General features: G+C 40.4%; 10 protein-coding genes and 3 pseudogenes. 4 read left to right on the top strand and 9 right to left on the bottom strand.

Features of this window, described 5'->3' with window-relative positions:
• Positions 1-144: 144 nt before the first annotated feature.
• Positions 145-231, top strand: a pseudogene (locus AAHB12_RS31920) (IS6 family transposase); the annotation flags it as partial.
• A gap of 157 nt (positions 232-388) precedes the next feature.
• Here the strand turns inward: AAHB12_RS31920 and AAHB12_RS22935 are convergent.
• The 5 genes and pseudogenes from AAHB12_RS22935 to AAHB12_RS22915 all read right to left on the bottom strand — a co-directional run bounded on the left by AAHB12_RS22935 (position 389) and on the right by AAHB12_RS22915 (position 4,281).
• Positions 389-1,096 (bottom strand): annotated as a pseudogene (locus tag AAHB12_RS22935) (IS6 family transposase).
• Positions 1,097-1,270: 174 nt separating this feature from the next.
• The gene (locus AAHB12_RS22930) at positions 1,271-1,975 is read right to left on the bottom strand and encodes an amino acid ABC transporter permease (protein WP_342047305.1); all 705 of its coding nucleotides are present in this window, start codon (positions 1,973-1,975) and stop codon (positions 1,271-1,273) included.
• Between the two features lie 13 nt (positions 1,976-1,988).
• Complete coding sequence (locus tag AAHB12_RS22925; protein WP_342047304.1) at positions 1,989-2,642, bottom strand: amino acid ABC transporter permease; 654 nt, start codon at positions 2,640-2,642, stop codon at positions 1,989-1,991.
• A gap of 64 nt (positions 2,643-2,706) precedes the next feature.
• On the bottom strand, positions 2,707-3,537 hold the full coding sequence (locus AAHB12_RS22920) for a glutamate ABC transporter substrate-binding protein (RefSeq protein WP_342047303.1): 831 nt from the start codon (positions 3,535-3,537) through the stop codon (positions 2,707-2,709).
• Between the two features lie 15 nt (positions 3,538-3,552).
• Positions 3,553-4,281 (bottom strand): amino acid ABC transporter ATP-binding protein, encoded by a 729-nt coding sequence (locus tag AAHB12_RS22915; protein WP_342047335.1) that lies wholly within the window; start codon positions 4,279-4,281, stop codon positions 3,553-3,555.
• Positions 4,282-4,639: 358 nt separating this feature from the next.
• On the opposite strand from AAHB12_RS22915, the gene AAHB12_RS22910 reads away from it, so the two are divergent.
• Positions 4,640-6,343 carry an IS200/IS605 family accessory protein TnpB-related protein gene (locus tag AAHB12_RS22910; RefSeq protein WP_342047301.1) on the top strand — a complete coding sequence of 568 codons (1,704 nt, stop codon included), beginning with the start codon at positions 4,640-4,642 and terminating at the stop codon, positions 6,341-6,343.
• Between the two features lie 316 nt (positions 6,344-6,659).
• On the opposite strand, the pseudogene AAHB12_RS22905 reads toward AAHB12_RS22910, so the two are convergent.
• Positions 6,660-7,277: pseudogene (locus tag AAHB12_RS22905) on the bottom strand (aldo/keto reductase); the annotation flags it as partial.
• 35 nt (positions 7,278-7,312) lie between these two features.
• The gene (locus AAHB12_RS22900; RefSeq protein WP_342047333.1) at positions 7,313-8,296 is read right to left on the bottom strand and encodes an aldo/keto reductase; all 984 of its coding nucleotides are present in this window, start codon (positions 8,294-8,296) and stop codon (positions 7,313-7,315) included.
• 297 nt (positions 8,297-8,593) lie between these two features.
• Here AAHB12_RS22900 and AAHB12_RS22895 point away from each other — a divergent pair, with 297 nt between their 5' ends.
• Complete coding sequence (locus AAHB12_RS22895; protein ID WP_342047300.1) at positions 8,594-9,511, top strand: AraC family transcriptional regulator; 918 nt, start codon at positions 8,594-8,596, stop codon at positions 9,509-9,511.
• A gap of 337 nt (positions 9,512-9,848) precedes the next feature.
• On the opposite strand, the gene AAHB12_RS22890 is transcribed toward AAHB12_RS22895, so the two are convergent.
• Positions 9,849-10,079, bottom strand: a complete 231-nt coding sequence (locus AAHB12_RS22890) for a hypothetical protein (RefSeq protein WP_342047298.1) — start codon at positions 10,077-10,079, stop codon at positions 9,849-9,851.
• Between the two features lie 437 nt (positions 10,080-10,516).
• Here AAHB12_RS22890 and AAHB12_RS22885 point away from each other — a divergent pair, with 437 nt between their 5' ends.
• Entirely contained in the window at positions 10,517-11,908 is a 1,392-nt protein-coding gene (locus tag AAHB12_RS22885; protein ID WP_342047297.1) for an amino acid permease, read from the top strand.
• Positions 11,909-12,141: 233 nt separating this feature from the next.
• Here the strand turns inward: AAHB12_RS22885 and AAHB12_RS22880 are convergent, their stop codons facing one another.
• Entirely contained in the window at positions 12,142-13,497 is a 1,356-nt protein-coding gene (locus AAHB12_RS22880; RefSeq protein WP_342047295.1) for an arsenic transporter, read from the bottom strand.
• Positions 13,498-13,669: the final 172 nt, after the last annotated feature.

Here is a 13,669-nt window from a genome sequence, read left to right as displayed (position 1 = left end):
CACCTCTTTCAAGAAGGATAAAAATAATTTGGTTCTGGTGCAAAAAAATCTAGGGAACTTGGACATACTGATACTATTATTCTAAAAAAGATGTGTATCCGTATGAAAAAGCCAACAAAATTTAAATGGAAACATTACGAATCCATAAAAAAAGGGCAACTTCACCAAAGGATGAACTATGCCCAAAATGAGGTTGAAACTATTCATAAGTTATTTAAGTTAGCTGCTTAATCCCAGGGTTAATAGGATATTGCTGTTCTATGGCTCTAGCGAATTATTTTGCACCGGAACCCAAACTACAAATTCGTTGCCAACTTTGTAGTTTCGGTTCTGGTGCAAACACTTGAGAGATATATAAAGAGACGAGAAATTTCCTAGTGGAACTATTTTATGCTGGAAAGCCGAATAGTTGATGAACGAGGTTCACTTGGCTTTGGACAGACTTCTCCCCTTAGAGAGTTTGTCTTTTTTTGATCATATGCATAGCTTCTATTCCCGCAATAATCCATTTGGCAGTTCGGAAGGACTTTAAGCCAAGCATCGGGCGAATACGCTTTTTAATAAAGCGATGATCCTGTTCCACGATATTGTTAAGATATTTAACTTGCCTGATTTGTATGCCTTTTGGCATACCTTTCTCTTCCTTTAACTCTTGAATTGCTATAGGATAGGCTGGATTTTTGTCTACTGTTATGATACGAGGTTTACAAATATGATATGCAGCCAAGGCTTTCTTGAAAAAGCGCTTGGCTGCTTGTTTATCTCTTGATTCACTTAGATAAAAATCAATGGTATTCCCTTCTGAATCGACTGCACGATATAAATACATCCATTGACATTTTACTTTCACATACGTTTCATCGACTCTCCAGGAGTCATTTGTTGTCTTAAGATGATGTCGTACTCTTTCGTCTAATTCCGGTCCATATTGATGAACCCAACGCATAATCGTTGTGTGAGCCATTGATAAACCACGTTCCTCCATCATCTCCACTACGTTACGAAAGCTCAAGTTGTACCGCAGGTACCATCTTACTGTTAACAAAATAATGTCGGGCTGATAATGTTTCCACTTAAATAAATTTTGCTTTTCCATACTAATCACGTCCTTTTTTAGAATAGTAGTATTAGTATGTCCAAGAGTTAGAAATTATTTGTAAGTGGGCTGGAGTTTTTTGCACCAGAACCAAAGTCTGTATTAACAATTACTTGGTAATTATTGATACAGACTTTTCATTTCAATGTTTATTTCGGGGATCCGACCGCATGGCTATGCTTGCAAATTCTGTGTTTTGAGTTTTTGTATTTCTGTTTTATGTTTTCCTGCTTTTTGCCTTGTTTCGAGCCGCCTAGCTACAAGGGATAAACTGAAGTTCACGACAAAAAACATGACAGCGACTAGCAAGTAAGTCGGAATCGTATAGTTTACACTCTGTCCGTTAATAATTTGCGCATTGTGTGTAAGCTCGGGTAGCGCGATAATAACAGCCAATGATGTATCCTTCAGCAAGGAAATGAATTGACTGACGATTGGCGGAACCATGCGGCGGAGCGCTTGCGGTAAAATAACGTACTGCAGTGTTTGTAAATAAGTAAGTCCTGATGAGCGTGCAGCTTCAATTTGCCCTTTTTCAATGGACAGAAGACCGCTGCGAACGATTTCCGAAAGCATGGCTGCTTCAAAAATAGTAAGGGCTACGATGGCGGCAGTTTTAATCTCCAGCTTCATGCCCATCTCTGGAAGTGCAAAATAGGTAAAGAAGATAATCAGCAGAAGCGGTAAATTTCGGATTGTTTCCACTAACAGCATGAGTACTTGAGAAAGAACGGGTATTTTTGCATATCGTAAAATTCCGATAATGCTGCCAATCAAAAAGCTAAAAATAATGGAGATGAATGCTACTTGTAATGTAACGAGAAAGCCTTCCAGCAAAAATTTGACGTGATCTCCTGTATAAGCACCTGCAAAGTCCAAGACATTCCCTCCTTCAATAGCCTCTCGCCAGACGTTTTTCTAAATAACTGACGCTCAGACTTAATGGAACCGTTATAATAAGATAGAAAAGCGAAACGAAAATATATACATCAAATGTAACGAATGTCTTGGAAGCAACTAAATCCCCAAAATACATTAAATCGAGACCAGCAACTACACCAAGTATAGAAGAGTTTTTGACCAGATTAATGAATTGATTGCCAAGTGGCGGAATGACGATTTTGATGGCTTGTGGCAAGATCACATAATACATTGCTTGTACGTAGGTGAGACCAGATGAACGAGCAGCCTCCATTTGTCCGTTTGGAACGGATTGAATACCGGCACGGATCGCTTCCGCAATAAACGCAGCCGTGTATACAGCCAGGCCGATCGTTCCGGCAGTGAAACCATCCATCCGAATATTCAACGTGGGCAATCCGAAGTAAAAAATAAAGGTAATTAATATAATTGGAATATTTCGAATGAATTCCACATAGGCCGCACCGATCCAGTTTAGCGGGCGAGAAGGAGCAATGCGCAGGACCGCTATTAAGGTGCCGGCCACGAAGCTGCCCCCTAAAGCGATAAGGCTTGCAATTAATGTATTTTTAAAGCCCTGTAAGTACATATCAAGATTTTCGGTTAAGATGGAGAAATCCAACATGGCTGCCGCTCCTTTCTGAATATGAAAGCAAACAGGATGATAGAATCATCCTGTTTGCAATTTATTATTTTTTCGGCTTTTCGCCTAACCATTTTTCATACAGCTTGTCGTACTCGCCGCTTGCATTGTATTCTTTCAAGAAATCGTTGACTGCTTGTAGAAGCTCAGTTTCGCCTTTTTTCACAGCGATGCCGTAAGGCTCGTCAGTAAAGATGTCACCAGCAATCACATAGTTCGGATCTTGCTTTTGCATTCCCAAGAGAATGGAGTTATCTGTAGTCAATGCGTCTCCTTGCCCAGCTTTTAATGCTTGGAATGCTTCGCTGTAGTTCTCGAATTCAAGCACTGTTGCTTCAGGCGCTTTTTGACGGATGTTTACGGCAGAGGTAGAACCTTTTACCGCAAGAACCGTTGTGCCTTTTTTAATATCGTCGATTCCTTTGATATTGCTGCCTTTCTTTACAAGAAGGGCTTGTCCAGCTTTAAAGTAAACATCAGAGAAATCTACTTCTTGTTTGCGCTCTTCTGTGATCGTCATAGTAGCGATGATCATGTCGATATCGCCATTTTTCAGCATTGGTATACGCGTTTTGGACGTTACTTCCTTGAGCTCCACTTTGCTTTCATCACCGAGAATCTTTTTTGCAAGAGCTTTTGCGATGTCGATGTCAAAGCCTTCTACTTTTCCAGTGGATGGATTCTTTAAGCCGAAAAGATTTGTATCATACTTTACGCCAACAATAAGCTTGTCCCGTTTTTTGATTTTCTCAAGTGCATTTTGTGCTTCGTTTGAAGTTTCTTTCGTTGATGTTTCCTTTGCACTGCCGCAACCAACAAGCGCGATCAACAGGCAAGAAAGGATGGTGAATAGGAAAAAATTCTTTAGCTTAAACATAGTCAGCCCCCTCATTTAATGGTTTAATACACGACTGAGAAATTGGCGAGCACGTTCTTCACGCGGATTCGCAAAAAACTCAGCCGGAGTTGCCTCTTCAACAATTCGTCCTTCATCCATGAACAAAATGCGATCTGCCACTTCGCGTGCAAATCCCATTTCATGTGTCACGACAACCATCGTCATGCCATCCTGCGTTAATGCTTTCATAACATCAAGCACTTCCCCGATCATTTCCGGATCCAATGCGGAAGTAGGTTCGTCAAACAGCATTAATTGCGGCTTCATCGCAAGGCCTCTTGCGATGGCCACACGCTGCTGCTGACCGCCGGACAATTGAGAAGGGTAGGAATCCGCCTTATCAGCAATGCCTACTTTGTCTAAGTAAAACATGGCCGTTTGAGTAGCTTCAGATTTTGAGACTCCAAGAGCCTTCATTGGCGCCAGCGTGATATTTTCGAGAACGGTTCTGTGCGGATAGAGGTTAAAATGCTGAAATACCATGCCGATGTTGCGGCGCAACTTGTTGAGATCCGTCTTTTTGTCGTTTACTCTTACATCATTTACGATAAGCTCGCCGTCTGAGATGGTCTCTAAATAATTCATACAGCGAAGAAGCGTACTTTTTCCAGAGCCGGAAGGGCCGATAACCACAACGACTTCGCCTTTTTTTATTTCGAGATTAATATTTTTCAAAACATGAAAATATCCGTAATATTTGTTAACGTCCTTGAAGGCAATCAGAAAAATTCCTCCTTAGTAAAATTAGACTTTTTCTATTTCTGCAAAAATAGATATGGAAATATATACTAATACAAAAAATTATATATTTTCCTATAATTGTTAGTCAATGAAATTTGATATATTTTCCAAAAATTAAAATATATCAAATGCAATATCAGATAATATTTTTAACAGATTTTCTGAAAAGAAGTCCCCTTCCTCAAGGAATGCGAAGGGCGTAGCCCAGTGGTAAGTGGAGGATGAATGTCGACTAGGCAATCGCCTAGCCTGTTTGGTGAATAGGAAATGCAACTAGACAAACGTACGTTCCTTTGGTAATATGTAATTATCAAAATGAACCAGAAGGGAGAAGGAAGGAATGAAGAAGTGCTATTTTTCCAATCGAATCTATAAACACAAGGTCCCCCACGATTTGAATCAGGAACTCTCTCATTCTCTCCGTCTCTATAATAGAGCCATGCGCACGGCTTATGCTTGGCAAACAAAACATCTACGCACGGGGAACAAGCCGTATGAAGGCACTCTTCACCTTGCGATTAAGAAACGATTTCAACTGGATGACTACTATACGAATAGCGCAGTCCAACAAGCAAACGCCCTTCGGACATCGCAAAAGGAACTACAAGCGTTGTATGTCAAACAGATAGACAGTGTCATGAAATCGATTCAAAAGAAATTAAAAAACGAACGCCGCAAGCTGACGGCATTGCGAAACATGAAGCAATCAATTGTGGATAGAAAACCGAAATTGCATAAGAGAATGGGGTATCGAGTGCATCAAACAGCTTCCGGTGCGGTATATGCGCTTCATCGTAAGAACGAGACACACATTTGTTTCTCCCTCTATCTGTTTGAACATCGGCATCTAGATAAAGAAATCAAACGCCTCAAGGCAAGAATTGGACAACTCCGGCATCGTCTCCTTCGGCAGGAGCAGAAAAAGGAGAAATTGAAACAGACGATTTCTTCTGCTTTGTTTGGCTCTCGTTCCTTCTTTCGTAAGCAATATACAATGCATAAAGATCAAAAGAGTCATGCGGCGTGGAGACATGCATTCCGTTACAAACGAAACGCCAAGATGACCATCTCTGGACGGAAGGATGCGAAGTATGGGAACTTTGTGTTCCAATATGATGCGCCAAGCCAAACCTTACATATCAGAAGTACCACGGGGCGAGCGCTTATACTTCCGTATGTGTATGTTCCTTATGGACAAGACCGGATGCAAGAATCCATCGCCACGCAGCTTTCCTGTCAAAATAAAAAGAAGGATGGCCAGTCAATGGGTTGGTCCATCGAAGACCATGGTACGTACTACATCATTAAATGTATCGTAGAAGATCCAGAACATCCTCATCTCAATCACTCAAAAGCAGACGGTGTCATCGGTGTGGACGTCAACTACAATCATATTGCCTTCTCCAACGTGAATGGACAAGGACAATTACTTTCCTCCTCTTGTCTCTATTTCTCCTTAGAAGGAAAACGAAGCGGACAAATCATAAAAATTCTAGAAGCAGAAGCGATTCGTTTGGTGGACATCGCCATTCAAAGAAATAAACCGATTGTTTTAGAAGTATTAGATACAACTCTATCAAAGTCTGCCGGACGTTACCGCAATCGGAAGCAAAACCGAAGAATGAGCCTGTTTGCCTATAAAAAGATGCAGGATAGCATTCACAGCCGAGCTGCCAAAATGGGAATCGCTGTATTTGAGGTGAATCCTGCCTTCACAAGCCAGATCGGGAAGATGAAGTATATGATTTCGATCCATCAAGCGGCGTCCTACGTCATTGGCAGACGCGGCATGAATCTGAAGGAGCAGGTACCAAAGCTGTTGCGAATCTATACAGAACGCAAGGATGGGGAGCATCACTGGAAACAATGGAGTGTGTTGACAAAAGCATTCAAAGCGCTTCGTCCGCATGTATTCTATCATGTATCGGGCCAATCTTATCCATTATTCAATAAAGAGATTTGTAACTATGGGCTGACACAAGCAGAACGTGATAGTTTGCAGAAGTATGTACCAAAAATTTGGTTAGAAGAAAGGGAAACCTGACTTCGTTTGGAATGGCATCATCTGTTCTTGCATCACCATCATTTTGCCGCAAAGGCCAGAGGATCTAGCTCCAGAATGGTGGGTGCATTGGTGCAAGAACATCGCAACACGTATAGGGTGAAAAAAGAGAAGCAGCTATCACTACTTGTATGAGACAAGGTCACCTCGGTGGCTTTGTCACGTACAAGGAAGTGTGAGCTCTCCCTATTTGCCCTATGAGAAGCCTGTTGAACGGCTCTGTATTTCGCTTCTTAGGAAGAAAATACAGAATCCCCCACCTCAAGGAGCATTAGCGAGTAGGTGGGGGTAGTTCAATATACTGTTCAGCTATTGATACTAAAATCTCATTGTGGAACATGTTATTTCTTCCTTCAGCAAATGGCCCCCAGGATTCGATCTGAACATTGTTCTCCTTCATCAGTCTAGCACTTTCTATTTGCTGGCAGAAAGGATGCGTTTCAACCTGGTTTACAGCAGGAACCACATCATTATGAGTGATCAAATCCGCCAGACGGTCAGGATAGAAGTTACTAACTCCGATTGCCTTGATTTTCCCCTCGTGATACAATTCCTCCATCGCACGCCAAGAACCATATACGTCGCCAAATGGCTGATGAATTAAATACAAGTCCAAATAGTCCAATTGCAGTCTTTCTAGTGACTTTGCAAATGCCTTCTTTGTGCTCTCATAGCCAGTATCCTGAACCCAGAGTTTTGTAGTAATAAACAATTCCTCACGCGGCACACCGCTACGCTTGATTGCTCTGCCGACTGCTTCTTCATTTAAATAAGACGCAGCGGTATCAATCAGACGATAACCTGCCATAATAGCATCATAAACGGATTGTTCACATTCCTTTGCATCTTGAATCTGATACACGCCAAATCCGAGTATCGGCATCTCAACGCCATTGTTCAAAATTACGCTTTGCATATGAAATCCTCCTGCTTTTTAATAATAAGTGTCTGTTATTTACCCACCCTATTCGCATATTCTGCTGGATAGCGATCTCCTGAAATCTCAATTTTCGAGAGTGCCTCGTTCAAATCCCTTAGTTCCCCTGCGCTCAACTCAACGTCCGCTGCGCCAAGGTTTTCTTCCAGTCGTTCCAATTTACGCGTACCGGGAATCGGGATAATCCATAGCTTCTGAGCAAGCACCCAAGCGAGTGCGATTTGTGCCGATGTTGCATCTTTCTCTGCTGCAATCGTCTTTATCAGTTCGACCAAGACCTGATTTGCTTCAAGATTCTCCGGTTTGAAGCGAGGAACAATGCTGCGGAAGTCAGAGCTAACAAACGTTGCATTCTTATCAATTGTTCCAGTAAGAAAACCCTTGCCTAGCGGGGCGAACGGAACGAAGCCGATACCAAGTTCTTCGAGTGTAGGCAGCAGTTCTTCTTCAGGACTTCTCCACATCATGGAGTATTCACTTTGAATGGCAGTAACCGGATGAACCGCGTGTGCGCGGCGAATCGTTTGCACGCCTGCTTCAGAGAGTCCCCAATATTTAACTTTCCCTTCCCGGATTAGGTCTTGCACTACTCCAGCTACTTCTTCAACTGGTATATTTGGATCAACTCGATGCTGATAATACAGATCAATGGTTTCAATGTTAAGGCGTTTGAGTGAGCCTTCAACGGATTGCCGAATAGTCTCAGGCTTACTATCAAGCACCTGCTTGCCATTCATATTTTTGATTCCGAATTTGGTAGCGATAACCACTTTCCCCTTAAACGGGGTAAGCGCTTCACCTACCAATTCCTCATTCAGATAAGGCCCATAAACTTCGGCGGTATCAAAGAAAGTAATGCCGCGATCAACTGCCTCATGAATCAGAGAAATCATCTCTTTCTTTTCAGAAGCCGGACCAAAACCACTACTCATTCCCATACAACCGAGCCCAATCGCCGAAACTTCCAATCCACTTTTGCCTAATGTACGCTTTTTCATCATTTATCTTCCTTTCTTAGCCAGAGTGTTATGGAATTATTTCAACCCCAAAAATGATCAAACACTCTTTTCAACATGGATTTTCTCTATTCTTTACCAGAAGGATTTAGCAACCTTTCGATCATAATAAAGGTTATTGAAAAAGCCTTGTATCCTTATTATGGAACAAGGGCAGGAGAGATGGTTAGCCCATTCCTCCCAAATGATTGCCTAATCCTCTCACAAATGTTTACGTAGCCAACGAATAAGCATTACAATGAGGGTATTAAGAACAAAGAAACAAGGGGGATCGGACCTATGCCTGAACAAATATATATACAGCAGGGGGAACTTGCTAAACTCATTGAACGTTATACAGACCGGGATGGTGTTCATACGACAGCTGTTCCGTCTTTATCTTTTGTTCGTCGCTCTGATGTCACCGTCCCCACTTACAGCGTTTACAAGCCTTCTTTATGTATTATCGTGCAAGGTATGAAGGAGGTATTACTAGCACAGGAGCGCTTTAGATACGATCCTGCCCATTACCTTGTTGCATCCGTTGACTTACCAGCTATCAGCCAAGTCATGGAAGCCTCTTCCGACGTTCCGTATTTAGCTCTCAAGCTTGAATTTACGCCGAGTCAAATCTTAGAGGTTTTAAGAGATTTTGAAACCAAAGCTGTCCTAAAAGAACATACTAAGCGAGGGATGTTTGTTGAGCGGATAGGATCATTTATGCTGGATGCGGTAATCAGATTAGCCCGTCTACTGGATACTCCTGAAGACATTCCAGTATTTGCCCCTCTATTTACAAAGGAAATTTTATATAGAATTCTGCAAGGGCCGCATGGGAATACGCTAAAACAAATAGCAATAGAAGGAAGCTCTATCTATCGCATTAAAGATGTTATCGAACAAATTAAGAATCACTATGATAGGCCTTTTCGGATTGAGGAGCTTGCGAAAATTGCCAATATGAGCGTTTCTTCGCTTCATAGACACTTTAAAGAGGTAACTGCCATGAGTCCCATTCAGTTCCAAAAACAACTGAGACTTCAGGAAGCACGGCGTCTGTTATTATCCGAGTCAACAGATGCCGCTGATGTGGCATTTCGGGTAGGTTATGAAAGTCCAACGCAATTTAGCCGTGAATATTCGCGCATGTTTGGTTTTCCACCTAAAGAACATACAAAGCGCTTGAAAGTAAAATCTGACCAAAGGATAAATGCTTGAAACCCCTGCTCAACGAGGAAACCAACCGCGTATTTATATAATTCTCACTATTGAATCTAGCAGTATTTGCTTGAGCATGTCGTTTAGGTAGACGGTATGAAGTAAGTAAATTGATAAAAGTTAAGCTGATGATCGTAATGAAGCGAATCATTCAGAATGCTTCAAGTTTTACGAACTTATTTATGAAAAAGGTTCCAAAGGGAAAAATAATCAGTCCCTTTGGAATATGTATTGAGATGGTGAACAACTGTCGTGAGAGCAATCATCGACAATACAAATAATAAATAATAAATAATAAATAATAACGATAATCATTGTAAATTATTATTTGTATTTCTTACTCCAAAAAGGATTCAAGTGCTTGTTTCAAATAATCCATTTCAGAGGTTATATCGTCTATCTGTTGGTTTAACTGACTTACTTTCTCAAGCGTATGCTGGGCATCCAATAAATTAATTTCTAACATCAAACGGCTTGCTTCACTCTCCAGTTCCAATCTCTTTACAAATAACCTTTCGTGCTTTTTTATGATTTCGTGTTTTAAATTCTTAATAGTATTTTCTTTCATACTTTCACCTCACTACTATCAATTCTGTATGGAAGCATAATCTACCTTTTGTTTCTTTCCTGAATCCAAATTATACCGATGGATATTTCTGTCGGAGGCCTAAGAAAGCGTTTATTCAATCTAATTTAACTGTTTTAAGCCATGATTGTTGAATTTTATCCTGCAAATTTGGCTCTATAACCTCCGAAATATAGTATTACCCCCCCTGTCCGCCCCCTTCATGAGCCCACTCAAATTGACCTACGTTAACAATATACGCCTTATATAGACCATAGTACCAGAACTGGAATGTTTAACAAGAAGTGAAGAATGCTTTTTTTAGGGGGAAGCTTTTAAGATAGACTCAAAAAAGTGATGCTTGCTTCATCATTTTAGAAATTGTATGATAGTATTTTGGTTAAAATTTCGCTATTAATGGTGTAAGGAGAGGAAATAGAGTGGCACACAAAGAACTGAAAAGGGGCTTGGAAGCTCGTCATATTCAGATGATTGCTTTGGGCGGTACAATTGGTGTTGGTTTATTTATGGGTTCAACGAGCACAATTCAATGGACAGGCCCGTCAGTAATGCTTGCTTATGCAATTTCAGGAATTTTTATATTCTTCATTATGCGTGCAATGGGAGAAATGTTGTACTTAGAGCCAAGTACAGGTTCATTTGCGTTATTTGGTCATAAATACATACATCCATTAGCAGGGTATATTACTGCATGGAGTAACTGGTTCCAGTGGGTTATCGTTGGAATGTCAGAAATTATAGCAGTTGGGGCATACATGCAGTACTGGTTCCCGGATCTGCCTGCTTGGGTGCCAGGTATCGTCACAATGATGATTCTTGGTACAGCGAACTTAATTTCTGTTAAATCATTTGGTGAATTTGAATTTTGGTTTGCAATGATTAAAGTCGTTACAATTGTGTTGATGATTATTGCAGGATTTGGTCTTATTTTCTTCGGATTTGGTAACGGAGGAGATGCAATCGGATTATCTAACCTTTGGGAAAATGGCGGCTTCTTTACAGGTGGATGGTCAGGGTTCTTCTTTGCTCTATCATTAGTTGTTGGAGCTTATCAAGGTGTCGAATTAATTGGGATTACAGCTGGCGAAGCAAAAGATCCGAAAAAAACGCTAACTGAGGCGGTTCAAAATATTATTTGGCGTATTTTAATCTTCTATATTGGTGCGATTTTTGTTATTGTAACTGTTTACCCGTGGGATCAACTACATTCAATTGGCAGCCCGTTTGTTGTAACTTTTGCAAAGGTTGGGATTACAGCAGCAGCTGGACTTATTAACTTTGTCGTGATTACAGCTGCAATGTCTGGCTGTAATAGTGGTATTTACAGTGCAGGACGTATGCTTTATACATTAGGAATGAATGGACAAGCACCAAAATACTTTACAAAAGTCTCCCATAATGGTGTGCCTTTATTCGGTACGATTGGTGTGCTAATTGGTTTAGCAATTGGCGTTATTTTAAATTATATTGCACCAAAAAACTTATTCGTGTATGTATATAGTGCAAGTGTTCTTCCTGGTATGGTTCCATGGTTTGTCATTCTAATTAGTCAAATTCGATTCAGAAAAGTAAAGGGAGCTGAAATGGACAATCATCCATTCAAAATGCCCTTTGCGCCTGTTACAAACTATTTAACGATTGCCTATTTAATTTTGGTATTAATCGGTATGTGGTTTAATGAAGATACACGTATCTCGCTTATTGTAGGGGTTATTTTCCTGGTTGTCGTTGTCATTAGTTTTTATGCTTTCGGAATGGGAAAACGTGTTCCAGTAGATGCTCAAACAGATGATGAAGTGACTAACCGATAATTCACTTTGTTTGATTAACATTAGAGTAAGTAATAGCGAGTAAAAAATCAATCCTGGTGTAAAGAAAATAAAGCTGTTGCTCTCACCATATGCCTACACGCATACGTGGTGGGCTCTACCGCCTCTTCCCAAACGTAAGGGAAGGGTCAAGGTTATGAAAGAAAAGGGAATAAAATCTTAAAAAGAACTCCAGTGGAGTTCTTTTTAAGTATTCAAAGCAGTTTCGTATTGTATTACGCAAAGATCATCTGTACCCAATAGAACAATAGAAATAACGTTACGATTGTTACTGGCGGAATTACAACTAACGATACGCTCAAGTAATCCTTCCATTTGACCTTGATTTTATTTTGTCTTAGTATGTGCATCCAGATGAGGGAGGCAAGTGTCCCGATAGGCAAGAGTAAAGAGCCCATGTCACTGCCAATGATATTCGCTAGATAAATCGTCTTCAATGTGACCGGATCCAATCCCATTTCTGTTAAAGTGATTGTTCCGACCATCAAAGCTGGATGATTGTTGAAGAAATTAGATAGCACAGAAACCAAACCACCCATGACAAAGCTTGCATAAAGTAATCCTTCATTTACAATCGGTTCACATAGTTTTACCAGCATTGCTGTTAGTCCCGCATTATGGAGACCGTAAATGATCACATACATAGAAAAGGCGAAAATCAAAATGTGCCAAGGTGTCTTTTTCAATATATCTACGGGATTTGTACGTAAGTGATACCATCTCCACACAAGTAAAACAACTGATCCGAGTACCGCAACAATTTCGATTGGGATTGCGAAATAGGATGCAACAAAAAGAAGACAGCGCATGATGAAAACAAACAATAATACTTTTAACATAAATCTTGTACGTTGCCGTTTCGTCTCAACCGTAAGACTCCCTTTTAACGGATGAAAGTTTTTCGTGAAGAATATGTGCTCGATATCATATACTGAATCTGGCAAACGTTTAGGCAGTTTCCGTTTTACTACTACGTACATCAACCACGACATAAACAATAGTCCTAACGTTGCCGGTACAAACATCATGGCAGTGTGCATATAAAGGGTCATATGAACAATATTCAAAGCAATTAAATTAACGATATTGCTTACACCGATGGGAGCACTGGAAGCTGTGGCAATCAACGCTCCTGTTAAAAGATATGGAATTTGTTGGTGTGGCTTTAGTCTAAGATTTTTGAGGAGTAGGATTAAAATAGGGGTAGTGATTAAGATACTGCCATCGTTATTAAATAAAAGCGTCATTAAAAAACACAATAACTGGATATACCAATATAAACGGTAACCTGAACCTTTTGCCGCATTTGCGAGCCGTGCAGCTGACCAGTGGAAAAAGCCAAAGCTTTCTAGTATAACTGCCATAACAATCGTTGCCATAATAGTGATTGAGGCGCCGCCGATTTTACTGATAATGTCCATAATATTGGCATAGGATACAGTCCCTGTTAATAAGATAATCCCTGCGCCAATTGCAGCTGGCCACGCTTCATTGATTCCCTTTGGTCTCCAAAATATGACTACTGTTGTCAGAAGGAACACCAAAATTGGAATGATGATTTGAATATTCATTGTTGTATTGTTTCTTCCTTTCTTTTTTGGAGTCCTAAGTAATTTGCATACTTGCTTGTCCAATTCTTATTCTACTTTATTTATATGCAAATCTATTAAAAAAGAACTAGACATTTGAACTACTATAATCAATATGGACGTTTATCCCCTATGTTTTATTTTAGGACGATCT

The organism is Bacillus sp. OTU530 (genome assembly GCF_038440375.1).
This window is presented reverse-complemented; position numbering and strand designations above follow the sequence as displayed.